Here is a 24,263-nt window from a genome sequence, read left to right on the forward strand (position 1 = left end):
AGATAGAGAGATACACTCATTTCTGTAAGCTATAAATGCCACTAAAAACACCCAGGATTACGCCAGCAAAAAAAATGATCGTCTACTCGGTCAGCGCCCCCGTTGAGCACGCTCACTATCAGCGCTGTCCGCAGTGCGACCTGCTGTTTCGTTTACCGGTCCTTAAAAAGAATCAAAGCGCCTGGTGTCCCCGCTGCAACGCCAAAGTGCGCGATGGCCGCGACTGGTCGCTTACCCGGCTGGGCAGCATGGCAATCGCGATGCTGCTGCTGATGCCTTTTGCCTGGAGCGAACCGCTGCTGCGTTTGCATCTGCTGGGCGTGCGTATCGACGCTAACGTCCTTCAGGGCATCTGGCAAATGACCGGCCAGGGCGATCCGCTCACGGCGGCGATGGTGCTATTTTGCGCGGTCGTGGCGCCGGTGCTGCTGGTGGTCTCAATCGCCTATCTGTGGCTGGGCAACGTGCTGGGCATGAATCTGCGCCCGATACTGCTGATGCTGGAGCGGCTCAAAGAGTGGGTGATGCTGGATATTTACCTGGTCGGCATCGGCGTCGCCTCCATTAAGGTGCAGGATTACGCCTTCCTGCAGCCGGGCATCGGGCTTATCGCCTATATCTCCCTCACCCTGCTCAGTATCCTGACGCTTATCCATATGAACGTGGAGGAGCTCTGGGAGCGTTTTTACCCCCAGCGCCCGGCGCTGCGGCCGGATGAAAACCTGCAGGTTTGCCTCGGCTGCCATTATACCGGCCATCGCGATTCGCGCGGCCGCTGCCGTCGCTGCCACACTCCCCTGCGCCACAGACGCCGCCAGAGCCTGCAAAAGAGCTGGGCTGCGCTGATTGCGTCAATGGTTTTCCTGCTGCCTGCCAACCTGCTGCCGATCTCGATTATCTACGTCAACGGCGCGCGTCAGGATGACACCATCCTTTCCGGCATTATGTCGCTGGCCAGCAGCAACGTCGCTATCGCCGGCGTCGTGTTCATCGCCAGTATTCTGGTCCCATTCACCAAAGTAATTGTATTGTTTACGCTGCTGGTCAGCATACAATTCAAGTGTGAACAGGGGTTACGTACCCGCATCCTGCTACTGCGGCTGATTACCTGGATCGGCCGCTGGTCTATGTTGGATCTTTTTGTCATCGCATTAACCATGTCGCTGATCAACCGCGATCAGCTCCTCGCGTTTACGATGGGGCCCGCCGCGGTCTATTTTGGCGCCGCGGTAATATTAACTATCCTTGCTGTTGAATGGCTGGACAGCCGCTTACTTTGGGACGCACATGAGTCAGGAAACGCCCGCTTCGCCGACTGAAGCCAAAATTAAAACTAAACGCCGTATCTCGCCATTTTGGCTGCTGCCGGTCATCGCGCTGCTGATTGCCGGCTGGCTGATATGGACCAGCTACCAGGATCGCGGTACGACGATCGTTATCGACTTCCAGTCCGCTAACGGTATCGTCCCTGGCCGCACGCCTATCCGCTATCAGGGGGTAGAAGTCGGTACGGTGGAGAACATCTCGCTGAGTAAAGATCTGAGCAAAATTGAGGTTTCCGCCAGCGTCAAGGGCGATATGAAAGATGCGCTGCGCAAGGAGACGCAGTTCTGGCTGGTAACGCCGAAGGCTTCTCTCGCCGGCGTGTCCGGCCTGGATGCGCTGGTGGGCGGTAACTATATCGGCATGATGCCCGGCCAGGGCGAGCCCGAGGATCACTTTGTCGCCCTCGATACCCAGCCGAAGTACCACATCAACAACGGCGAGCTGATGATTCATCTCAAGTCAGCGGACTTGGGTTCGTTAACCAGCGGCTCGCTGGTCTATTTCCGCAAAATTCCGGTCGGCCGGGTATATGACTACGCCATTAATCCGAACAATCAGGGCGTCACCATTGATGTGCTGATCGAGCGGCGTTTCACCAACCTGGTGAAAAAAGAGAGCCGTTTCTGGAACGTATCCGGCGTGAAGGCGGACGTCAGCCTGAGCGGAGCGAAAGTCCAGCTGGACAGCCTCTCGGCGCTGGTGAACGGCGCTATCGCCTTTGATTCCCCGGATGATTCTCCACAGGCTCAGCAAAACACGGATTATCACTTATACGAAGACCTGGCGCACAGCCAGCGCGGCGTGGTGGTTAAACTGGATCTCCCGGATGGCGCAGGCTTAAAAGCGGGCTCTACGCCGCTGATGTACCAGGGCCTGGAGGTCGGCCAGCTCAGTAAGCTGAATCTCAATGCCGACGGGAAAGTGACCGGCGAAATGACCGTCGACCCGAGCGTCGTCAGCCTGCTGCGCGAGAAGACGCTGATTCAGATGAAGAAGCCAAAAATCTCGCTGGATAACCCCAGCGTCAGCGCCCTGCTGACCGGCACCACCTTCGAGCTGGTCCCCGGCGAGGGTGAACCCCGCAACCAGTTTGCGGTGCTGCCTGCCGATAAATCCATTCTGGAAGAGCCGGATGTCGCGACCGTCACGCTCACCGCGCCGGAAAGCTACGGCATCGACGCCGGGCAGCCGCTGATTCTGCACGGCGTGCAGATTGGCCAGGTTCTGGAGCGCAAGCTGAACGCCGATGGCGTCACGTTCCAGGTGGCGGTGATGCCGGAGTACCGTTCTCTGGTACGCGGCGATAGCAAATTCGTGGTCAACAGCCGCATCGACGTTAAAGTCGGCATCGATGGCGTGGAGTTCCTCGGGGCCAGCGCCAGCGAATGGGTCAGCGGCGGGATCCGCATTATCCCGGGCGACAAAGGGGCGATGCAAAGCCGCTATCCGCTGTACGCGAACCAGGAAAAGGCGCTGGAAAACAGCATGAGCGATCTGCCGACCACCACGCTTACGCTCTCAGCCGAGACGCTGCCGGACGTGCAGGCAGGCTCCGTGGTGCTGTACCGTAAATTTGCGGTCGGGGAAATCATCACCGTGCAGCCGCGCAAGAACGCCTTTGAGATCAATATCCATATCAAGCCGGAATATCGCCATCTGCTGACCAGCAACAGCGTGTTCTGGGCCGAGGGCGGCGCGAAAGTGCAGCTTAACGGTAGCGGCCTGACGGTGCAGGCATCCCCGCTCTCCCGCGCGCTGAAGGGCGCGATTAGCTTTGATAACCTCAGCGGCGCCAGCGCTAGCGCGCGGATCGATAACAAACGCGTGCTGTATGCGTCAGAAACCGCCGCCCGCGCGGTGGGTGGGCAGATAACCCTGCACGCCTTCGACGCCGGTAAAATCGCCGAAGGGATGCCAATTCGCTACCTGGGGATTGATATTGGCCAGATCCAGTCGCTGAATTTAATTACCGCGAAAAACGAAGTGCAGGCGAAAGCGGTTCTTTACCCGGAATACGTCAATACCTTTGCCCGCGCCGGGACGCGTTTCTCGGTAATTACGCCGCAGATATCCGCGGCGGGCGTCGAACATCTGGATACCCTTTTCCAGGCCTATATCAACGTCGAGCCGGGACGCGGTGCGCCGCGCCGTGATTTCGAAATTCAGGAAACCACGATCAGCGATTCACGTTATATCGACGGCCTGAGCATTATCGTCGAAGTACCGGAAGCGGGTTCGCTGGGTATCGGCACGCCGGTGCTGTTCCGCGGGCTCGAAGTCGGCACGGTGACCGGTCTGATGCTCGGTTCGATGTCGGATCGCGTGATGGTACAGCTGCGTATCAGCAAGCGTTATCAGTATCTGGTGCGCAACAACTCGGTGTTCTGGCTGGCTTCCGGCTATAGCCTCGACTTTGGCCTGATTGGCGGGGTGGTGAAAACCGGTACCTTTAATCAGTTCATTCGCGGCGGCATCGCGTTTGCGACGCCTCCGGGTACGCCGCTGGCGCCGAAAGCGCAGGATGGCAAACACTTCCTGCTGCTGGAGAGCGAACCGAAAGAGTGGCGCGAATGGGGCACCGCCCTGCCGCGCTAAGCATAACAGGCTCCGGTGTCCGCCGCCGGAGCCTTTATGGTAAACTACGCCCCCTTTTTTCGTTGTGGTGCGCTCCCCGTGGCTCAAAACGCTGTCTATCTTCCTGAAGAATTCCTCGCTCAAATGCGTGCGGCAATGCCGACGCATCTCTCTTTTGACGACTTTATCGCCGCCTGCCAGCGCCCGCTGCGGCGAAGCATTCGCGTCAATACGCTGAAAATCACGGTGGCTGATTTTTTGCAGCTGGTCGCCCCCTACCGCTGGCAGCTCACGCCGGTTCCGTGGTGCGAAGAGGGTTTCTGGATCGAGCGTGAAGATGAAGACGACCTGCCGCTGGGCAGCACGGCCGAGCACCTTAGCGGGCTGTTTTACATTCAGGAAGCCAGCTCCATGCTGCCGGTCGCCGCGCTGTTTGCCAACGGACAGATGCCGAAGCGGGTGATGGACGTCGCCGCCGCGCCGGGTTCTAAAACCACGCAAATCGCCGCCCGCATGGGTAATGAAGGCGGCATTCTGGCCAATGAATATTCCGCCAGCCGGGTTAAAGTCCTGCACGCCAACATCAGCCGCTGTGGAATCAGCAACGTGGCGCTGACCCATTTCGATGGTCGGGTATTCGGCGCCGCGCTGCCGGAATGCTTTGACGCGATCCTGCTCGACGCCCCCTGCTCCGGCGAAGGGGTAGTACGTAAAGATCCCGATGCGCTGAAAAACTGGTCGCCGGAAAGCAACGCGGAAATTGCGGTGACCCAGCGCGAGCTGATTGACAGCGCGTTTCACGCCCTTCGCCCCGGCGGGACGCTGGTTTACTCCACCTGTACCCTGAACCGGCAAGAAAACGAAGAGGTGGTCAACGGGCTGCTGGCGCGCTATCCGCAGGCGGTAGAAGTCGTGCCGCTCGGTTCACTGTTCCCGCAGGCCAGCGAAGCCCTCACCGAGGAGGGCTTCCTGCACGTCTTCCCGCAGATTTTTGACTGCGAAGGGTTCTTCGTCGCCCGTTTACGTAAAACCGCGGCCATCGATCCGCTTCCGGCGCCGGGTTATAAAGTGGGGAAATTCCCCTTCACGCCGCTTAAAACCCGCGAATCCGCCGCCGTGATTGCCGCCGCCGCCGCCGTCGGTTTGCAGTGGACCGCCGACCATACGCTCTGGCAGCGCGATAAAGAAATCTGGTTATTCCCACAGGCGCTCGAAGCGTTATTCGGCAAAGTGCGCTTTTCCCGCATCGGCATCCGGCTCGCCGAAACCCATAACAAAGGCTACCGCTGGCAGCACGAAGCGGTGATTGCGCTTGCCGCGCCGGCCGCTCCCCTGGCGCTGACGGAGGCCGAAGCGGAAGAGTGGTATCGCGGTCGCGATATCTATCCTGAAACGCTCCCGCAGAAGGATGATGCGATTGTCACCTATCAGGGCGCGCCGATCGGGCTGGCGAAAAAAGTCGGGTCGCGTTTAAAAAATAGCTATCCCCGCGAACTGGTGCGTGACGGTAAGCTTTTTAGCAAAAAAGCGTGATGGCGCGTCGAAAAACAGCATTTTTTCACTGGCGCTTTACGCCCGTTTGTCTACGCTGAAAAATGGCGGCCTTAACTGGTCGTACCACAACTCAGCAGACAAACGGGGTGAATTTATGGCCAAAACTAACGTACGTATCGGCGCGTTTGAGATAGACGACGCCGAACTGCACGGCGAACAGCAGGGAGAGCGAACGTTAAGCATCCCCTGCAAATCCGATCCGGATTTATGTATGCAGCTTGATGCATGGGACGCGGACACCAGCGTACCCGCCATACTTGATGGTGAACATTCCGTCCTCTACCGTAAGCACTACGATCGCCAGTCCGATGCCTGGGTCATGCGCCTCGCCTGACTCAATTGAACCCGTCGCCTGAGACGGGTTATTTATTTCCCCGCTTCTCCGTCATCTCCTACACTTAACGCTATGTTTTTCAGGATATGAGGCTCGGATGTTTGCCTTAGTGCTGTTTATTTGTTACCTGGACGGCGGCTGTGAAGATATCGTTGTCGATGTTTACGATAACGAGCGGCAGTGCACAACGGCCATGGACGATCAGCGGATACGCCACGGCGGCTGCTTTCCGGTAGAAGATTTTATCGATAGTTTCTGGCTTCCCGCCCGAGAATACAGCGATTTTTAGCCTGCCAGCTGTAGCGCCACCAGGGTTAGCTCTCCACCAAACACGGCCCCCGTATCGATATAGTGCTGGTTATCGCTGTCGTAGCGTCGTTTCAGCGGCGTATGGCCGAACCAGAAATGGTCTGCGCCGGCAATCGCGCCGTGACGCCCGGCGAGGTGGTCGGTAAGACGCTGCCGACGCCACAGCACCTGGTGCTCATCGACAGCGCGCTGCCAGCGATAAACCGCGGCGGGGTAATCAGCGTGGGCAATCACGTGCACCTGCTCACCGCTGTGGAGTTCAATAATCAACGGCAGTCGGCGGCAGCGGGCAATAAGCGCCGTAAGGCGTTGCTTTTGGCTCGCCGCACGCTGCGTATACCAGTCGCCTCCGTTCATCTCCCAGAGCCTCATATCGCCGTCGGCAAGCGCCTCCAGCGCCATCTGTTCATGGTTTCCACGCACCGCGTAAACCCAGCGATAGCGCAGTAAATCCAGACACTCCGCGCTTTGTGGCCCACGATCGATCAGATCGCCCACCGAAAGAAGCAGATCCTGGTAAGGGTCAAACTTGCGCTCACGAAGGGCCGCCATCAGGCGTGCGAAACAGCCGTGCAGGTCGCCCACCAGCCAGATATTACGCCAGTCGCAACCGTAAATACGCTGATACATATTTCGTCCTCCTCGCATAATTATAGGAAAACCCTGCGGCTTCACCGCCCGTAAATTGGCACCTCAATCGATTTTAAACGAAAGCCAAATATAGTCCGGCCGGGCATTAAGCTCCCCACGATATATCCATAGAATAGAGGCTAAATAACACCGAGGTATTCATCGTGACGGATAACAGCCTGCATTCAGCCAGCGTAGTTGAGCGACGCCCAAATCTCATTGCCGATCTGGTGATGGGCCGGATCACCCCCGCCCCCATCTGGCAACAACGTCATTACCGGCTTAAGTTTTTACTGCGCACGGCATTATTTTATGCGCCAACGCGCGGCATGCTGGAGAGCCTGTCAGCGCGTGCGGATTTTAATCAGCTGCTCGCCGCTCAGGTGACGCTGCCGGGCAAAGTCCATCGCCAGTATTTAACCCGCGGGTTAAACGCCAGCCAGCGCGCTCAGGCCATTATCAGCCACTATCAGTTCGTTGATTCCCTGGGCGCCTCGCGCCTCGCCGGGGCCATGACCGCAGCGAAAGATGTGCCGCTGCTTGAGCTGACAGGCAAAGACGACAGCCGGTTTACGCTCTCCGCTTCCTCGGCGGGCAAAGCCGAACGCGAGGGCGAAACGACGCTGTGGCTGCGCGATAGCGATGAGATTGTGCTTGCCAGCGCGACCTTTAGCGTCACCCGCCAGCAGGAGCAATGGCAGTTGACTATCGGCGGCCTGCAGGGGCCGCGCAGCACCGTTCCGCACGAAGTGATTAAACGGGCGACCCGCGCCTGTTACGGCCTGTTCCCGAAACGCCTGCTGATGGAATTTATCTGGTTAATGGCGGCGCGTTGCAACATTCATCACATTTACGGGGTCAGCGACAGCGGCCACGTCTTCCGCGCGCTGCGCTATCGGCTGAGTAAAGGGCGCCATTTTCACGCCAGCTATAATGAGTTCTGGCACTCTATCGATGGGGTCGCCGACGGCGCCTGGCGCTGGCGCCTGCCGCTGCAGCTGGAAAGAAAGACGCTTGAGAGCATCGCCAGTAAGAAACGCGCCGAATATCGTCGCCGCTTCCAGCTGCTGGATGATATGGCCGCTCAGATGGCGATACTCATGGATTAGCTCTCCCGCCGCTTCGCCAACGCCGTTTAGCACAACGGCGTTTGCATCTTCAACGGCGCTTTAGTTACTATCATAACTTCGTTGTACTCCTTGCGGACGGCTAGTGAAGTTATGAGCAAAACAGAATTACTCCTGCTGGCTATCCTGTTGATTATTTTGACCGCTGCTCTGTGGTTTATTTTTAGCGGACAAATATGGTTTCTGGTGAGCTTTCTGGAAACATGGCTGTACCCCTCTTTTGTGGCGCCAGAATAAATCGTTGCCCATTATTTTCACGCCGCCGTTCGCCCCCTTCGCCTCCCTGACAATAACCCATAGCGCGGTCAGAAGAATAACCGCCAAAAAAGTGAAAAACCGTCTCTTATCTATTATTTCATTTGTCATACAAATGTGTATACTGGGTCACTTCCGATGTTGGCCCGTAAAGTTCACCTGCACTATGGGCCTGATTTTGTGCAGGTGTTTTCTCCTCGCCCTTGCTCAACGGCGCCTCCAGTGTCTATACCCGCCTTTTTGTCCAGATTTTTTGTTGCAAACTTTGCGCCAGATTGTGATTTAAGAAAAAATCGCCCTATTTTCACGCCCCTTCAAAACACAATTAAAAAACATAACACCAACAATTAATTAACAAAAAGAGTTTGCATCCACATAAAAGGCATAAACACAGAACAACAATCCAATAAAAAACACATAACCAGCCATAAATACAAAATTACACATATCTTGCAGGAGTAGTTATACGTTAACCAACAAAACCGCGGCACTTAATCGGTGACCAACGTCTATCGCTACATTGTTGTTTTTCTTCAGCGGCTTTCCACTAAGAGGTTCTCTATGAACGTCACAACGATCTCGCGCAGTCTCCTGGGCGGCTTACTGAGCGCCATAGTCATTCTTCAACCGGCTTCTGCAGCGGGAACCTTAAGCGGCCAGATTGGCGTCCAGGTGACGCTCGGCAGCGGATGCAGCGTATCGAATGTCCGCAATGGCGAAAACAACCGCTGGGGCAACATTAATTTCGGCTCCTATGGCGATTTAGCCAACTCCATTGATGCGGAGATCACCGGCAGCGGCGGCGGAAACGCCCTAACCGTGACCTGCACCGAGGATCTTGCCTCGACCCTGACGCTTGACGGCGGCCAGTCTGGCGATGCTGCGCTGCGCTATATGAAAAACGCCGGTGGCACCCAGCAGATTGCCTATCGGCTCTATTCGGATGCCGCCCGCAATAACGAAATCCTGCCTGGCGGCACGATACCTATCATTGGCACAGGGAATCCACAGGCGATTCCTGTTTTTGCCCGCATTCGCCCCGAAGACCAGAGCGTCAACGCGCCGACAGCCGATGTGTATGACGACATTGTCACCGCGACCTTAGCCTGGTAACCGCATAAGGAAAATGGGCTTCATGCTTCGACCAGAGTGGCTTACATTACTTCTGCTTTTTACCTCGGGCGCCCATGCCGCCGTTGCCCAAAAGACGTTCAAAGTCTCCGCGCAGATAACCGCAGGCTGCGCGCTGGGCGCCGGGGACGGCTCCCAAACGACGGACTTCGGCACGCTGAATTTTGGCACCCTGTCATCGCTTTACAGCAACGTGGATGTCGCGAGTACCGCCGGCGCAGGTTCCATCATCGTGACCTGCACGCCCGGCACCGCTATTTCAATCGCCCTCGACTATGGCGTCAACGGCGGCTCAGCCACTCAGCGCTACATGTCGAACGGCAACAGCAGCACGCTGGCGTACCAGCTTTATCAGGACGCCAACCGCGCTAACGTTTGGGGCAGCAGTACGCTGGCCCTGAGCGTCGCATCCTTTCCGAGCACCACGCAAACCTACACGGTTTATGGCCGCCTTTTTGCCACGAATGGCTTCCCGGCGGTGGGCTCCTATACCGACACGGTCACCGTCACGCTGACCTATTAGATAATTCACAGGTTAACTATGATTCGCTGTAGATTTGCGCCGTTTATATTCGCTTTATTGCTTCCCTCATCCGTGCTGGCCGCCAGCTCCGTTCTGGTATGGCCGATATTTCAAACGATCGAAAGCCACGAAACAGGGTCTGAACTGTGGCTGGAGAATCGCGGCAGCGCGCCGGTTAATTTGCAGCTGCGCGTGTTTGCCTGGGATCAAAAAGCGTCAGCGGACGTCTACGCCGATCAGCGGGATGTTGTCGCCAGCCCGCCTTTTACCACGGTAGCGCCGGGGCAGCGCCAGCTGGTGCGGCTCATGCGCGTCGCCCCCATCGCAAACGGCAAAGAGCACTCCTATCGCATTGTTATCGATGAGATCCCTGCCGCGCAACCCGCGGCGCAGACGGAACAGAACGCCGCCGGGCTGAAAATGCGCATGCGCTATGTCCTGCCGCTGTTTACCTATGGGCAGGGCGTTACGCCGCTAAAGAACGCGGGTTCAGTCGAACCGGTAAGGGCCACGCTGCGCTGGTCGCTCTCGCAGCAAAATAACCGCCAGACGCTGTGCATCGAAAACAGAGGCAATCAGCACGCGCGCCTCAGCGCGGTTTACTGGGCGAACGCGAACGGTAAGGGGCGCATTCCCCAGGCTAATGGTCTTCTCGGCTACGTTCTGGCGCAGAAAAAGAGCTGTTTCCCGAGCGCCGGAAACGCTTCCGTGCCGTCAGGAATGCATCTGTTCGCGAAATTAACGGATAACGGTCAGGCGGTGGAAATTCCGGCGAATCGTTAAAAATGAGAGATCTGAAAAGGACGGCGTCCGGGGGGCTGCTGGCGATGGCGTCGGTAACGGCCTGCGCCGCGACCTATGATTCCCTGCCTGCGCCTGCGGCATCCTACGGCGAAAAGCAGGAGTACGAGCTGTACCTCAGCGTATCGGTCAACGGCAATATTCTTGCCGGCGCCGTTCCGGTAAAGGTCAACGCTGGCCACTACTGGATCGCGGCCAGCGTGTTGCAGCAAGCGCATATTCCCCTGCAAACCGGCGACGCGCTGGTTGATGTGACGACGCTCCCCTCGGTGAAAGTGGAATATGACCAGCCGGGTCAGATCCTCAAGCTCCAGGTTCCGGACAAATGGCTCCCCGAGCAGCACATCGGGGGGACCACGGAACAACCTGGCCAGACCGCGATAAGCAGCCCGGGAATTTTATTTAACTACGACGCTTACAGCCTCTTTTCATCCGGCGGTTCGCAAACCACCAGCACCTTCACCGAAACGCGCCTTTTCGGCCCGCCGGGCGTCCTTTCCAATAACGCCGTGATTCGGCAAAACTGGTCTTCGACGGGCTACGAGCAGCAGGGCTATATGCGCTACGACACCCTGTGGAAGTACAGCGATAGCGACCAAATGATTAGCTACCAGGCCGGGGACGTGGTCAGTAACGCCCTGACGTGGAGCAGTTCCGTGCGCATGGGGGGGCTACGCCTGAGCCGCAACTTCAGCGTTCGCCCGGATCTGGTGACATATCCGCTGCTTAACTTATCCGGCAGCGCGGCGGTTCCTTCGAGCGTCGATCTGTTTATCAACGGCTATAAGAGCAGCTCTGCGCAAATCAATGGCGGCCCCTATACGCTGACCAACGTTCCCTGGATCAGCGGCGCCGGCGAAGCCACCGTAGTGACCACCGACGCTCTGGGTCGCCAGGTCTCCACCAGCATCCCTTTTTATGTCTCCAATACCCTGCTGCGGGAAGGACTGAGCGATTTTGATTTCACCCTCGGCGCCCTGCGCAACAACTACGGTATCAGGAGTGCCGATTATGGCGCCGGCGCGGTAAGCGCTATTTATCGCTACGGATTCAACAACTGGCTCACGCTTTCTACGCATACCGAAGACCGCGAAGGGTTAACCAATGCCGGCATTGGCAGCGATATCGGCGTGGGGAATCTGGGCACCCTCAGCCTGTCGGGCAGCGCCAGCCGTGGCGAGGGAGACGGAAACCAGTTCACCTCGGGTTACTCTTACTATGGCAGTAGCTGGGGAGTGAGCTATCAACATATCCGCCGCAGCGCCAGCTACGACAACCTCAGCACCTATGGGTCTACCGCCACGCTCAGCCGTCAGTCAGACCAGGCCACGCTGAGCCTGAGTCCGTGGGGACGAACCCTCGGTTCTTTTAGCATTGGCTACTTTGATATCAAAGCCGAGGATAATTCGCGCACCCGGCTGCTGAACCTCTCCTGGAGCCGCGGCCTGTGGCTCAGCAGCAGCCTCAGCCTGAGCGTCAACCGCGATCTGCAGGAAGGTAGCTACGCCAGCATGCTGCAGGTCATCATCCCTTTCGATTCGCAAACCTCCGTCCAGCTAAGCGGCCAGCGCGCCAGCGCCGGACAATGGGGAGAAAATATCAGCGTCAGCCGCTCTGCTCCGGCAGAAGGCGGGCTGGGCTGGAACCTCGCCCATTCGATCGGCGGCGATAACTATAGTCAGGCGGATCTGACCTGGATCAACCGCGTGTCAACGCTGAGCGGAGGCTACTACGGGTCGCGCGACGATCGTCACAGCTGGTTTGAGGCCGCGGGCTCGGTGGTGCTGATGGATAACAGTCTGTTTTTCGCCCGGCAAATTAACGACGCCTTTATCGTCGTCTCCACCGGCAACTACCCGAATATTGCGGTGAATTATGAAAATCGCAAAGTCGGCGTGACCGATAAAAATGGTCATCTGCTGATCCCGTGGGCGACGGCGTGGTATCCGGGGAAAGTCACCCTCGATACGCTACCGCTGCCAACGGACACCGAAGCTCTGACGGTGGAGAAACGCATCGCCGTGCGCGAAGGCAGCGGAGCGCTGGTCGATTTCCCGGTGAACCGCGTGCGCTCGGCAACCCTCGTCTTCGTCGATGCCAGGGGGCAACCGCTGCCGGTCGGTACGCCGGTCGAGGAGGTTAACAGCAAGCAGCGCGGCCTGGTGGGCTATGACGGCGTGGTCTGGTTCTCGCACCTTGGACGCCACAACGAAGTCAAAATAAACGCCGGAGAGCTTCGTTGCAGCATTCAGTTCGAACTTCCGTCCTCAACGCCGGTTCCGCAGCGGATAGGTCCGGTCAGCTGCCCCTCTTAACAGCGGAGATAACGTTGAAAAGTATTATCCTCGTATTCGCGATGCTCTTAGCGCTCGGGCAAGCCAGCACCGCGCTGGCCGCCTGCAGCATCAAAACCAGTGCGCCAGCGATCGGCCCGGTGGATTCCTTTGCGCTCAACAGCGCGCCTCAGGGCGTGATGGCCGGCGCGGGGTTTTACTGCACCCCGGAACTGGTGGCGCTCAACTCAACCAATACGTTAAGCGCCACTCTGGCGTCGGCCAACAAGAGCAACGGCGTTCCGCGGCTGCTTAATGGCGCGGGCGATGCCATCCCTTATAGCGTCTGTTCTGACGCCTCGTGCTCGCCGGCCTATCAGGACGGCGGCGTGATTAGCTGGTCCAGAACAACGCTGCTCGAACTGCTGGGTTTATTTAACTCAGGCGATGGCACCATGCCGCTCTACTTCAGAACCACGCCGGGAGCCAACGTCCCCGCCGGTACCTATACCGATGTGTTAACCATCACCTGGGTGTACCGATTCTGCTACGTCGGGCTCGATCTGCTGGGCATTAAGATATGTATTCCGAATAACGGAACCCTGACCTCTACGGTCAACGTGTCGGTGAAGGTGACCAATGTTTGCTATATCGACAGCGCGCCGGACGTCGAATTTGCCTCTGCCGCTCTTCCGTCCGGTTTTAGCCACTACAGCGGCCAGCTTGCCATCCGCTGCACTAAAAACGCGGCCTACACCGTCAACCTCGCCAGCACTAACGCCAGCGTCGGCGACTGGCGGCAGATGAGCCAGCCCATTGCGAACCAACCAACCGCCTGGCTGCAGTATCAGTTTTACCAGCCCAACGGCAGCGCCTGGACGGAAAGCAACAATCTCAGCGTAACCGGCTCCGGCGCCGCGCAGTCCGCGAACTACACCCTCAAGATTAACCCGACCCAGAGCAACCAGCCTGCGGGAACCTACAGCGATACCGTACTGGTGACCGTGAGCTACTAAAACGTTAGCAGACGATTTTTTGTAAAAGAAATGTTTAGGAAATTATTGTTGTGGTATAAGAAAAAAGCCCCGAAAAAAGCGACTGGGGTTTTGCAATGGAATCTGCGGTTTGTGAAAAACAGATAAAAAGAGACCGAACACGATTCCTGTATTCGGTCCAGGGAAATGGCTCTTGGGAGAGAGCCGTGCGCTAAAAGTTGGCATTAATGCAGGCTAAGTCGCCTTGCCTTATAAGAATAGTTTACCGTGTCAGGTTTTCCAGTCCGCGACAAAAGTGGACGAATAATTCGTATCAAAATTGCTGATGCCAACAAAAAACCGCCACGCCCGGTATCGGGGGATGGCGGTTTTTTTCATGTAAATACAGCGGGATGCAGGCGGCGATCAGCAGAGCTTCTGCGCGCGCTCAATAAAGGGCGCCAGGCTCATTTTTTGTCCCGGCTGCTGCGGATCGTCAATCTGGATCACAGAAATCGGCTGCGCGTTGGTTTTACCGTCTTTCATCTGCTGTTCGGCGATGTCGTTTAGCGGGTACTGCACCAGGGTACTGGGATTAATGGCGAACAGCGCGTTGCCCGGACGGCAGGTCAGCATCACCTCTTCACGGTTAAACGCCCAGCTCTCCTTACCCACCTCAAAGCGGCTTACGGTAATCACCTGCGGTGCCGCCAGCGCAGCGCCAGAACTTGCCAGTAACAACATTGTCAGAACGATTTTTTTCATGATTTAACCAGTTTATTCAGAAAGGTTCCCAGGTGGCAAACAGGCTGACGGCAAACAGCGCCAGCGCCCCCAGCGCAATTTCTATCTGCGTAGTGCGCACGATGAGCTGCTCCGCTCGCGTTCCGCCTGCCGACATGCGTGGCACCAGAACATACCGGTTCACCAGCGCAATTGCCACCATTGCCGCCACCAGCGCACATTTGAACAACAGCATACGCCCCCAGGGCGAGGCGCTGATAAGTCCGCCCTGGATCAGCAGCGCATTTACCACGCCGCTGGCGATGGCGCCGGCAACCGCCAGATGCCCGTAGCGCGAAAAACGCATCATGGTGCAGATGGCCGCCTGCCGCCAGCGACCGTGCGCCAGGCGAAGACAGTAGATAAACGGCAGCAGACCGCCAAACCAGCTGGCCACGCAAAACAGATGAAGCGCATGGTTGGTTCGCTGCACTATCCCCAGCCAGCCATCGTTCATTGCGGCATGCCCGACGCCGGCCAGCAGCAACAGCTGAGCGCAAAACAGCACCAGCAGCAAACGTCCCGGTCGCCGGGGCTTCAGCCAGACCACCGCCAGCGCCACAAAGGCGAGTAAAATTTGCCATACCCACACGCCGCCAAACTGCGTCCCGGCCACCGCCTGCCAGATAGCCGGCTGCCAGACGTCCGGCCAGCCGTTGCCCATCAAGCCGCCCTGCGCCATCAGCATCAGCAGCGCCGACAGCGCGCTTGCTGATAATAAATAGCGCATCAGCGGATAGAAGCGCTGCATCATCAAACGACGTAGGGCCACCGGCGCCCACCATGCGCCGTAGAGGACGCAGCCGAAAGCGACGATCAGCGAAATGAAATGGATAAAGCGTAAGCTGACATAGACTCCACTCAGCATTGGCTTACTTCACGGTAAAGGTGTATTGCCCTTTCGTCTTGTGGCCATCTACGGAGACCACGTGCCAGTTAACGGTATATTCGCCCGGCGTCAACGCCTGCTCAACCGGTACCGTCAGCTGAGCCTTATTGCTGTCGCTGCGGACGGGTTTACCGAGGGTGATGGTCTTCTGCTGCGGCCCGGTGAGGGTTACGCCGCTAAACTGCGTTTCGATGCCTTCGGAGAAGTTCAGCGTCAGCGCCTGCGGTGAAGCGTTCACCACGGTATTGGCCGCCGGAAGCTGTTGTTGTAGATGGGCGTGGGCCGATGCGCCTGCTGCGGTCAGGCAACCGGCGAGAAACAGAGACAGACGCAGCGCGCGCCCGGCGATGATTGGCATAGTTGTCATTCCTTTTTGTTATGTATGTAGCACAGAGAATAACCCTGTATAATGGCGCAGTCGAGCTAAGCGTCTGAGACTTGCCTTTTTGCCGCGTGCTTAGTACTTTTTGCGGCGTTATCAGAGGAGAAACCGATGGAAAAGAACCTGGCTAAACTATCCCAGGAGGAGATGGACAAAGTGAATGTCGATCTCGCCGCGGCGGGCGTCGCGTTTAAAGAACGCTACAATATGCCGGTGGTGGCTGATTTAGTCGAAAGAGAACAGCCCGAGCATCTGCGCGGCTGGTTTCGCGAACGTCTGATCGCCCATCGACTGGCCTCCGTTTCGCTCTCTCGCCTGCCCTATGAACCGAAACAGAAATAATTCCCGTCCCCTGCGGACATCCACGTTGGCAAGACCCGCGCATTCTATTACGCTGGTTTCTTTGGCCTGGAGCGAGCCATGCTGCGCGTAATCGATACAGAAACCTGCGGATTGCAGGGAGGCATTGTTGAAATCGCCTCGGTAGATATTGTCGACGGACACATCACCAATCCCATGAGCCACCTGGTTCGCCCCGACCGGCCTATCAGCCCGCAGGCGATGGCGATTCACCATATCACCGAAGAGATGGTCGCCGATAAGCCGTGGATCGAGGAGATTGTGCCGCTGTATATGGGCAGTCCATGGTATGTCGCCCATAACGCCAGCTTTGACCGCCGGGTGTTGCCGGAAATGCAGGGCGAGTGGATCTGCACGATGAAGCTGGCGCGCCGCCTGTGGCCAGGCATCAAGTACAGCAATATGGGGCTGTATAAATCGCGCAAGCTCAGCGTCGCGACGCCACCGGGACTGCATCATCACCGGGCGCTGTACGATTGCTATATCACCGCGGCCCTGCTGCTCGATATCATCAACACCTCCGGCTGGACGCCTGAGGAGATGGCGACCATTACCGGCCGCCCGGCGCTGCTCTCCACCTTTACCTTCGGCAAATACCGCGGCAAGCCGGTCTCGGAAGTGGCGGAAAACGATCCTGGCTATTTACGCTGGCTTTTTAATAACCTGGATCGCATGAGCCCCGAGCTGCGCCTGACGCTGAAGCACTATCTCGGGGAGTAATCGGCGCTATACCTCCGCCTGGCCCGGCAGCGTCCCCTGCGCCAGGCCAATCAGAAACGCATACTCCAGCGCCACGCCTTCATAGCTTTTGAAGCGGCCGGATTTACCGCCGTGGCCGGAATCCATATCGGTACACAGCAGCAGCAGGTTATCGTCGGTTTTCAGCTCGCGCAGTTTTGCCACCCATTTTGCCGGCTCCCAGTATTGTACCTGCGAATCATGCAGGCCCGTGGTGACCAGCAAATGCGGATACGCCTGAGCCTGCACGCCGTCGTACGGGCTGTAGCTTTTCATATAGCGGTAATAGGCTTCATCCTGCGGATTCCCCCACTCTTCAAACTCGCCGGTGGTCAGCGGAATCGACTCATCGAGCATGGTGGTGAGGACATCGACAAAGGGAACCTGGGCCACCACGCCGTGGAAGAGCTCCGGCCGCTGGTTCACCGCGACGCCCATCAGCATACCGCCGGCGCTGCCGCCCATGCCGTAGCAAAAACGCGGATCGCCGTAGCCCTGCGCCAGCAGCGCATCGCAGACGTCGAGATAATCGTTGAAGGTATTTTTCTTGCACAAAAACTTTCCGTCTTCGTACCACTGCTGTCCCAGCTCGCCGCCGCCGCGAATATGGGCGATAGCGAACACAAAGCCGCGGTCGAGCAGGCTCAGGCGGCTGGCGCTGAAATCCGCATCCATGCTTGCGCCATAGGAGCCGTAGCCGTACACCAGCAGAGGGCTGGCACCTTTGCGGAAATGTTCGTGACGGTAGACCAGCGAGACCGGGACTTCGACGCCGTCGCGGGCGTTGATCCACAGATGCTCGCTGCGGTAGTGGCTGGCATCGAACCCTTTGACTTCCTGCTGTTTCAGCACCCGCCGCTCGCCGGTATTCATATCCAGCTCAAACAGCGTATCCGGCGTCGTCATAGAGGAGTAGCCGTAGCGCAGGCGGGCGGTTTCCGGCTCCGGATTATAGGCAAGCCAGGTCACATAGGCCGGATCGTCAAAGGCAATGCCCTGGGACTCTCTTGTCTTACGATTGATCTGACGCAGGCTGGTCAGCCCGCGCTGGCGCTCTTCCACAACCAGCCAGTCGGTAAACAGGGTAAATCCTTCCAGCATGACTTCGTGCCGCGGCGCGATCAGGGTCTCCCACTGCTGCTCATCGCGCAGGGTAGTGCGATAAAGGCCGAAGTTCTTACCCTCACGGTTAGAGCGCAGATAGAAAGCGTGCTGATAGTGATCGAGGCTATATTCATGATCTTTACGCCGCGGTAGAAAACAGACCGGCTCGGCGTCGGTCATTTCCGCATTGAGCAGCAGCACTTCGCTGGTGGTCGCGCTGGCCAGATAGATCACCACAAACTGCTGGGAAGTCGTTTTGTGCACGCTGACGTAAAAAGTATCGTCCTGCTCTTCATACACCAGAACATCCGCACTGGCCGGCGTCCCCAGACGGTGGCGCCAGACCTGATACGGCAGCAGCGTGGTGGGATGTTTGCGCACGTACCACAGGGTCTGCGAATCGTTACTCCAGGCAAAAGCAGGCGAGACGTTCTCCAGCACTTCCGCAAATTGCCGGTCGTCGTTTAAGGGAAAGAAGCGCAGGCTATACTGGCGTCGGGAGAGATAGTCTTCCGCCACCGCCATCAGGCTGTTGTCGGGCGAAACGCCTAATCCGCCGAGGGTATAGAATTCGCTGCCGGCCGCACGCTGGTTGCCGTCAAGCAGGACGTCCCATTCATCCCACTCCTCTTTGACTACCGGCTGGCGTTGATAAATCGCGTACTCGCAGCCCGGCTCGTAGACCTGACGGTAGCGATAGCCATTTTTGCTGTAGGGGGCTGACACTTCGCGCTGCGGAATACGGTCGATAATCTCCTTGAGTACCCTGTCCTGCAGGCTACTTTGCGAAGACATCACTTTTTTGCCGTACTCATTTTCCTGGCGCAGATAATCCAGCACTTCCGCCTGCGAGCGATCGTCATCGCGCAGCCAGTAGTAATTATCGATTCGCGTGTCGCCATGTAATGTCATGGCATGGGGGATCCGTTTCGCTTTTGGTGGCATCTGCTTATTCTTCTGCGGCTTGTATTGAGTACTAAAATTTTCAGGCTGCTTCAAAGCAGCCTGAAGGGTGACGTGACTACACAATATATAAGGGTGGCAAAAGTCGCCAGCGATGCAAGCGAAACGTGCGGATTTAGAGCGTTACGGCCTGTTTTTGCGCCTGAATATCCCGTTCGATATCTTCACGCACTTCCTGCGGGAGCTTCAGCGCTTCGCCGAGGGCGTTCAGATAGCTGCGTTCCATAAAGTGGTCAATATCAATGACCGCGCAGCTGATATAGTAAACTTCAAGCGCCTCTTGCTCGCTGCTGATGCCCTGCGCCAGGCTCTGCGGGTCGAGGGGCTGCGCCAGCGCCCGGTCAATTAACACCCGGGCCTGGACGTCGACGTTTGCCGCACGCAGCTGCTCTTCGATATTTGCCCGCTCGCGTTCGTCAATATGTCCATCGCTTTTGGCGGCGAAGACCAGCGCCATAATCAGCCGTTCGCTGCGGGCGTCGAGTTCGGCCGGTGCGGGAGATGGCGCCTGTGCGGGCGCGACATCAGCCGATGCCTGCTGCGCGCTGGCGCGCATCTTCTGCTGATATTTATTCCATAAAACGCTGCCCGCAACCGCGCCGCCGCCGACCAGCAGCGCACCGGTGCCGTATTTGGCTAACAGCTTGCGCGATGATTTGCTGGCGACCAGCAGCCCGGCCAGCCCGCCGAGCGCGCCCGGCAGGAGTAAATTTTTGCCGCTTGATTGATCGTCAGATGAAGAAGACCGCCCCTGCTGACCCAGCAGAGACTGCAGTTGATTAAGCCAGTTAGCCATACATTTCCTCGTTGCGCGATAAGCGATACCACCAGCCTAAACGACGCGACGTCAGGAAACGTTATCGGCAGCTAAAGATGAGCAAATGTCGCGCCGGGAAGCGCGGGAGCCTGCCGCCAGAACCGCTGGCGGCGGCAGCGTAGCTCAGGCCGCTTTCGCTTTGCGCGGCTTCGCCGGCGCCGGGGCTTCAGATTCGACGACGTCGTCGGTCTTGTCGCCCTCTTCTGCTTCTGCGCGATCGGCTGGCGCCTCGGCGGCCACCTCGGCTTCCGGCAGCTTACCGGAGCGCAAAATATGGTTTAGGGTGTCTTTACGTTCGGCCAGCCACATCGCCATGCTATCGCGCTGCTCTTCATCGAGCGTTAGCGGGCATTCAACCAGCCAGTCGTTCAGTACTTCCGCCAGATCGAGCATTTTGTCATAAGCATCGGCCTCTTTTTTGCTGGCAAAAGACATTTTTTCCTCACCTTCGCGAATCACTACATATTTAATTTCAACCGCCATGATGCAGCCTCTCAGTACTGTATTTTTATACAGTATATCAAATTTCTTCCCCGAACTCAAATGACGCGCATAAAGACATGCGCAAACGTTTTCGTTTATAATGCGGCGCATGTTTTTTTACTGCGGAAGAGAGTTATGACTGTATTAGGTACGGCGCTGCGCCCTGCGGCAACAAAGGTAATGCTGTTAGGTTCCGGCGAACTGGGTAAAGAAGTGGCCATTGAATGCCAGCGCCTGGGAATTGAGACCATCGCCGTCGATCGTTACCCTGACGCTCCGGCCATGCAGGTCGCACACCGTTCGCACGTCATCAATATGCTGCACGGCGAAAAGTTGCAGGCGCTGATTGAGCAGGAAAAGCCTGACTTTATCGTGCCGGAAATCGAGGCCATCGCCACCGATACACTGGTCGCGCTGGAGCAGGCCGGGCAGAAAGTCGTCCCCACCGCGCGCGCGGCAAAGCTCACCATGAATCGCGAAGGGATCCGCCGCCTGGCCGCTGAAGAGCTGAAGCTACCGACCTCCGCCTACCGTTTTGCCGACAGCGAACCCGCCTTCCGCGAAGCCGTCGCCGGGATAGGCCTGCCGTGCATCGTCAAGCCGGTAATGAGCTCATCGGGTAAAGGCCAGAGCTTTATTCGTTCCAGCGAACAGCTGGCTGACGCCTGGCAGTATGCGCAGCAGGGCGGCCGCGCCGGAGCCGGACGCGTTATCGTTGAAGGCGTGGTGAATTTTGATTTCGAGATTACCCTTCTCACCGTCAGCGCCGCGGATGGCGTACACTTCTGCGCGCCGGTCGGTCATCGCCAGGAAGATGGCGACTATCGTGAATCCTGGCAGCCGCAGCAGATGAGCGCGCTGGCGCTGGAACGCGCGCAGGAAATCGCCCGTCAAGTGGTGCTGGCGCTGGGCGGCTACGGCCTGTTCGGCGTCGAACTGTTCGTCTGCGGTGATGAGGTGATTTTTAGCGAAGTCTCGCCGCGCCCGCACGACACCGGTATGGTCACGCTGATTTCACAGGACTTATCCGAGTTCGCCCTGCACGTTCGCGCCTTCCTCGGCCTGCCGATTGGCACGATTCGCCAGTACGGCCCGGCGGCCTCGGCGGTGATCCTGCCGCAGCTAACCAGCCAGAACGTCACTTTCAGCAATATTCAGGCCGCGGTCGGCGCGGGGCTGCAGCTGCGTCTGTTCGGCAAGCCGGAAATTGACGGTTCGCGTCGTCTGGGCGTGACGCTGGCGATAGCCGATAACGTTGAGGAAGCGGTTGCGCGCGCCAAAGCGGCGGCGGCGGCGGTCGTGGTCGCAGGATAAAAAAAAGCCCGGTCGCAGACCGGGCCTCTGGTGAGTGCGCGAAGATTACTTCGCGCCTTCTACCGCCTCACGAGCCAGTTTGGTGATACGGTCGTAATCACCGGCTTCCAGCGCATCCGCCGGCACCAGCCAGGAGCCGCCGATGCACAGTACGCTGTTCAGCGCCAGATAGTCGCGATAGTTCGCCGGAGAGATGCCGCCAGTCGGGCAGAAGCGAATGTGCGCGAACGGGCCGCCAATCGCCTGCAGCGCTTTCACGCCGCCGTTTGCTTCCGCCGGGAAGAATTTGAACTCTTTCAGGCCATACTGCATACCCAGCATCAGCTCGGATACGGTGCTGATCCCCGGGATCAGCGGAATAGTGCCTTCGCCGGTCGCCGCTTTCAGCAGGGATTCGGTCAGGCCAGGGCTGATAGCAAACTGCGCGCCCGCTTCGGTCACTTCTTTCAGCTGCTCAACGTTAGTGACGGTACCGGCACCGACAATCGCTTCCGGGACTTCTTTGGCGATCGCGCGGATAGCGTCCATCGCGCACTCGGTACGCAGGGTCACTTCCAGTACGCGTACGCCGCCTGCAACCAGCGCTTTCGCCATTGGCACAGCGTGTTCTAGCTTTTTCACCACGATTACCGGTACTACCGGACCGGAGGTGAGGATTGCTTCTGCAGTTGTTTTCCAGTTTTTCATCAGATTTTCTCTCGCCAGATCTATAAATCGAATCGTCTTAAAAATTGATGCAGGTTGCGCCCTGTTCTGCTCCGGAGAGTTTCTCACGCAGCGCACCGAACATTTCCCGGCCGGTTCCCACGCGCGAACCGCTCAGGTCAGGAATATGCGCCTGACGCGCGGCCAGCTCTGCGTCATCGACCAGCAGCGTTAGCTCGCCCGTCTGGCCGTTGACGCGGATGATATCGCCATCGCGTACCTTCGCCAGCAGGCCCCCATCGTACGCTTCGGGCGTCACGTGGATCGCCGATGGCACTTTGCCTGATGCGCCGGAGAGACGACCATCGGTTACCAGCGCAATTTTGAAACGGCGGTCCAATAATACACCAAGTGGCGGCATAAGTTTATGTAATTCTGGCATGCCGTTCGCTTTTGGCCCCTGATGACGGACGACAACCACGCAATCTTTGTCGAGCAGCCCCGCTTCAAAGGCGGGCAGTACGTCATGCTGGCTCTCGAAAACCACCGCAGGAGCTTCAATAATCTGGTTTTCAACCGGCACGGCGGAGGTTTTCATGACCGCGCGTCCGAGGTTACCGCTCAGCACTTTGGTGCCGCCGTGGCGAGAGAACGGTTTGTCAAACGTGGCGATAACCTGTTCGTCCAGCGGCGCGGTCGCCCCTTCGCGCCAGTCAAGTTCGCCGTTATTAAGCCAGGGCTCCATGGTGTAGCGAGAGAGGCCGAAGCCGGCCACGGTGTGAACATCTTCATGCAGCAGGCCGCCTTTCATCAGCTCGCGCACCAGCACCGGCACGCCGCCAGCCGCCTGGAAGTGGTTAATATCCGCCGGGCCGTTCGGGTAGAGGCGCGCCAGCAGCGGCACCACGTCAGAGAGATCGGAGAAATCATCCCAGTTAATGATAATCCCTGCCGCCCGCGCCATAGCCACCAGGTGCATGGTGTGGTTGGTAGAGCCGCCGGTTGCCAGCAGCGCGACAATCCCGTTGACCACCACTTTTTCATCAAACATTTTGCCCAGCGGCATCCACTCGTTACCGTTGCCGGTCAGGCGGGTCACCTGGCGGGCGGCGGCGGCGGTCAGCGCTTCGCGCAGCGGCGCATCCGGATGCACGAATGACGATCCGGGCAGCTGCATCCCCATAAACTCAACCACCATCTGGTTGGTATTGGCGGTACCGTAGAAGGTACAGGTGCCAGGCGCATGGTAAGACGCGGCTTCGGACTCCAGCAGCGCCATACGATCCACTTTGCCTTCCGCATAGAGCTGACGAATGCGTACTTTTTCTTTATTCGCCAGGCCGCTGGCCATCGGCCCGGAAGGAATAAAGATGGACGGCAGGTGGCCGAACGACAGCGCAGCCATCGCCAGGCCGGGGACAATTTTATCGCAGACGCCGAGGTAGAGCGCGCCGTCAAACATGTTGTGCGACAGGCCAATCGCGGCGGACATGGCAATCACTTCGCGGCTGAGCAGCGACAGCTCCATCCCGTCCTGCCCCTGCGTCACGCCATCGCACATCGCCGGAACGCCGCCGGCGACCTGGCCTACCGCGTTCGCAGAGTGCAGCGCTTTGCGGATAATTTCCGGATAGCGCTCATAGGGCTGGTGGGCGGACAGCATATCGTTGTAGGAGGTAATGATGGCGATGTTATTGCGCAGCATGCTTTTCAGCGAGGCTTTGTCATCCGCCTGGCAGGCGGCAAAGCCGTGGGCCAGGTTACCGCATGCCAGCTGGGCGCGATGAACGGTGTCGGTTTTGGCCTGGTTAATCCGGGCGAGGTAGGCTTCGCGGGTATCGCGCGAGCGTTCGATGATGCGATTTGTTACCCGTAACATTTCAGAATTCATAAAGGCTCCTCAAATTTCATCTGTCCGGCCGCAGCGCTTTAGCGGTACTTTTAGGGGTTTAGGGCACCAGTACTGGGGCTCAG

General features: G+C 58.0%; 24 protein-coding genes. 15 read left to right on the forward strand and 9 right to left on the reverse strand.

Annotated elements, in window-relative coordinates; genetic code table 11:
• Nucleotides 1–35 precede the first annotated feature (35 nt).
• The 5 genes from yebS to FQK12_RS04685 all read left to right on the forward strand — a co-directional run bounded on the left by yebS (nucleotide 36) and on the right by FQK12_RS04685 (nucleotide 6,077).
• Nucleotides 36–1,319: a membrane integrity lipid transport subunit YebS gene (gene yebS / locus FQK12_RS04665; RefSeq protein ID WP_014229826.1), complete on the forward strand. Its 1,284-nt coding sequence runs from the start codon at nucleotides 36–38 to the stop codon at nucleotides 1,317–1,319.
• Nucleotides 1,288–3,921, forward strand: a complete 2,634-nt coding sequence (locus tag FQK12_RS04670) for a PqiB family protein (protein WP_014229827.1) — start codon at nucleotides 1,288–1,290, stop codon at nucleotides 3,919–3,921. Before yebS ends, FQK12_RS04670 begins: the two co-directional genes overlap by 32 nt.
• 78 nt (nucleotides 3,922–3,999) lie before the next feature.
• Nucleotides 4,000–5,433 (forward strand): 16S rRNA (cytosine(1407)-C(5))-methyltransferase RsmF, encoded by a 1,434-nt coding sequence (gene rsmF / locus FQK12_RS04675; RefSeq protein WP_014229828.1) that lies wholly within the window; start codon nucleotides 4,000–4,002, stop codon nucleotides 5,431–5,433.
• Between the two features lie 115 nt (nucleotides 5,434–5,548).
• Nucleotides 5,549–5,788 carry a YebV family protein gene (locus FQK12_RS04680; protein ID WP_004852069.1) on the forward strand — a complete coding sequence of 80 codons (240 nt, stop codon included), beginning with the start codon at nucleotides 5,549–5,551 and terminating at the stop codon, nucleotides 5,786–5,788.
• 97 nt (nucleotides 5,789–5,885) lie between these two features.
• Nucleotides 5,886–6,077, forward strand: coding sequence for a YebW family protein (locus FQK12_RS04685; protein ID WP_004122014.1), 192 nt, complete (start codon nucleotides 5,886–5,888; stop codon nucleotides 6,075–6,077).
• On the opposite strand, the gene pphA is transcribed toward FQK12_RS04685, so the two are convergent.
• Nucleotides 6,074–6,727, reverse strand: a complete 654-nt coding sequence (gene pphA, locus FQK12_RS04690; RefSeq protein WP_014229829.1) for a protein-serine/threonine phosphatase — start codon at nucleotides 6,725–6,727, stop codon at nucleotides 6,074–6,076. The genes FQK12_RS04685 and pphA overlap by 4 nt on opposite strands.
• A 164-nt stretch (nucleotides 6,728–6,891) precedes the next feature.
• On the opposite strand from pphA, the gene FQK12_RS04695 reads away from it, so the two are divergent.
• From FQK12_RS04695 to FQK12_RS04725, 7 genes are all read left to right on the forward strand, one after another.
• Nucleotides 6,892–7,836, forward strand: a complete 945-nt coding sequence (locus FQK12_RS04695; protein WP_014229830.1) for a VirK/YbjX family protein — start codon at nucleotides 6,892–6,894, stop codon at nucleotides 7,834–7,836.
• 111 nt (nucleotides 7,837–7,947) lie between these two features.
• Nucleotides 7,948–8,091 (forward strand): Ecr family regulatory small membrane protein, encoded by a 144-nt coding sequence (locus FQK12_RS04700; RefSeq protein ID WP_009651986.1) that lies wholly within the window; start codon nucleotides 7,948–7,950, stop codon nucleotides 8,089–8,091.
• Between the two features lie 579 nt (nucleotides 8,092–8,670).
• Nucleotides 8,671–9,222 carry a spore coat U domain-containing protein gene (locus FQK12_RS04705; RefSeq protein WP_014229832.1) on the forward strand — a complete coding sequence of 184 codons (552 nt, stop codon included), beginning with the start codon at nucleotides 8,671–8,673 and terminating at the stop codon, nucleotides 9,220–9,222.
• Nucleotides 9,223–9,244: 22 nt separating this feature from the next.
• Nucleotides 9,245–9,763: a spore coat U domain-containing protein gene (locus tag FQK12_RS04710; protein WP_004852079.1), complete on the forward strand. Its 519-nt coding sequence runs from the start codon at nucleotides 9,245–9,247 to the stop codon at nucleotides 9,761–9,763.
• 18 nt (nucleotides 9,764–9,781) lie between these two features.
• Complete coding sequence (locus tag FQK12_RS04715; protein WP_014229834.1) at nucleotides 9,782–10,546, forward strand: molecular chaperone; 765 nt, start codon at nucleotides 9,782–9,784, stop codon at nucleotides 10,544–10,546.
• A 2-nt stretch (nucleotides 10,547–10,548) separates the two neighbouring features.
• Nucleotides 10,549–12,879 (forward strand): fimbria/pilus outer membrane usher protein, encoded by a 2,331-nt coding sequence (locus FQK12_RS04720; protein WP_014229835.1) that lies wholly within the window; start codon nucleotides 10,549–10,551, stop codon nucleotides 12,877–12,879.
• A 14-nt stretch (nucleotides 12,880–12,893) separates the two neighbouring features.
• On the forward strand, nucleotides 12,894–13,853 hold the full coding sequence (locus FQK12_RS04725; RefSeq protein ID WP_014229836.1) for a spore coat protein U domain-containing protein: 960 nt from the start codon (nucleotides 12,894–12,896) through the stop codon (nucleotides 13,851–13,853).
• Nucleotides 13,854–14,237: 384 nt separating this feature from the next.
• On the opposite strand, the gene FQK12_RS04730 is transcribed toward FQK12_RS04725, so the two are convergent.
• Genes FQK12_RS04730 through yobA form a run of 3 tightly spaced genes read right to left on the reverse strand, consistent with a single transcriptional unit; the run spans nucleotide 14,238 to nucleotide 15,841 of the window.
• Nucleotides 14,238–14,576, reverse strand: a complete 339-nt coding sequence (locus FQK12_RS04730; RefSeq protein ID WP_004103344.1) for a YebY family protein — start codon at nucleotides 14,574–14,576, stop codon at nucleotides 14,238–14,240.
• Between the two features lie 16 nt (nucleotides 14,577–14,592).
• A complete protein-coding gene (gene copD, locus FQK12_RS04735; RefSeq protein ID WP_014229837.1) occupies nucleotides 14,593–15,462 on the reverse strand; it encodes a copper homeostasis membrane protein CopD in 870 nt (289 codons plus the stop codon).
• A 4-nt stretch (nucleotides 15,463–15,466) separates the two neighbouring features.
• Nucleotides 15,467–15,841: a CopC domain-containing protein YobA gene (gene yobA / locus FQK12_RS04740; protein ID WP_014229838.1), complete on the reverse strand. Its 375-nt coding sequence runs from the start codon at nucleotides 15,839–15,841 to the stop codon at nucleotides 15,467–15,469.
• Nucleotides 15,842–15,976: 135 nt separating this feature from the next.
• On the opposite strand from yobA, the gene FQK12_RS04745 reads away from it, so the two are divergent.
• Both FQK12_RS04745 and exoX read left to right on the forward strand, forming a co-directional pair.
• Nucleotides 15,977–16,207: a DNA polymerase III subunit theta gene (locus FQK12_RS04745; RefSeq protein ID WP_004103351.1), complete on the forward strand. Its 231-nt coding sequence runs from the start codon at nucleotides 15,977–15,979 to the stop codon at nucleotides 16,205–16,207.
• Nucleotides 16,208–16,285: 78 nt separating this feature from the next.
• Nucleotides 16,286–16,945, forward strand: a complete 660-nt coding sequence (exoX, locus tag FQK12_RS04750; RefSeq protein ID WP_014229839.1) for an exodeoxyribonuclease X — start codon at nucleotides 16,286–16,288, stop codon at nucleotides 16,943–16,945.
• 6 nt (nucleotides 16,946–16,951) lie between these two features.
• Here the strand turns inward: exoX and ptrB are convergent, their stop codons facing one another.
• The 3 genes from ptrB to FQK12_RS04765 form a co-directional block, all read right to left on the reverse strand.
• Nucleotides 16,952–19,012 (reverse strand): oligopeptidase B, encoded by a 2,061-nt coding sequence (gene ptrB / locus FQK12_RS04755; protein WP_014229840.1) that lies wholly within the window; start codon nucleotides 19,010–19,012, stop codon nucleotides 16,952–16,954.
• Nucleotides 19,013–19,145: 133 nt separating this feature from the next.
• On the reverse strand, nucleotides 19,146–19,826 hold the full coding sequence (locus FQK12_RS04760; RefSeq protein ID WP_014229841.1) for a tellurite resistance TerB family protein: 681 nt from the start codon (nucleotides 19,824–19,826) through the stop codon (nucleotides 19,146–19,148).
• Nucleotides 19,827–19,970: 144 nt separating this feature from the next.
• Nucleotides 19,971–20,330: a YebG family protein gene (locus tag FQK12_RS04765; RefSeq protein ID WP_014229842.1), complete on the reverse strand. Its 360-nt coding sequence runs from the start codon at nucleotides 20,328–20,330 to the stop codon at nucleotides 19,971–19,973.
• 135 nt (nucleotides 20,331–20,465) lie between these two features.
• On the opposite strand from FQK12_RS04765, the gene purT reads away from it, so the two are divergent.
• Entirely contained in the window at nucleotides 20,466–21,644 is a 1,179-nt protein-coding gene (gene purT, locus FQK12_RS04770; RefSeq protein ID WP_014229843.1) for a formate-dependent phosphoribosylglycinamide formyltransferase, read from the forward strand.
• Between the two features lie 45 nt (nucleotides 21,645–21,689).
• Here the strand turns inward: purT and FQK12_RS04775 are convergent, their stop codons facing one another.
• Together FQK12_RS04775 and edd are read right to left on the reverse strand one after the other, a co-directional pair.
• The gene (locus FQK12_RS04775; protein ID WP_004103368.1) at nucleotides 21,690–22,331 is read right to left on the reverse strand and encodes a bifunctional 4-hydroxy-2-oxoglutarate aldolase/2-dehydro-3-deoxy-phosphogluconate aldolase; all 642 of its coding nucleotides are present in this window, start codon (nucleotides 22,329–22,331) and stop codon (nucleotides 21,690–21,692) included.
• 37 nt (nucleotides 22,332–22,368) lie between these two features.
• Complete coding sequence (edd, locus tag FQK12_RS04780) at nucleotides 22,369–24,180, reverse strand: phosphogluconate dehydratase (protein ID WP_014229844.1); 1,812 nt, start codon at nucleotides 24,178–24,180, stop codon at nucleotides 22,369–22,371.
• Nucleotides 24,181–24,263: the final 83 nt, after the last annotated feature.

This window comes from Klebsiella sp. ME-303 (assembly GCF_007910085.1).
Classification (GTDB): domain Bacteria; phylum Pseudomonadota; class Gammaproteobacteria; order Enterobacterales; family Enterobacteriaceae; genus Klebsiella; species Klebsiella michiganensis.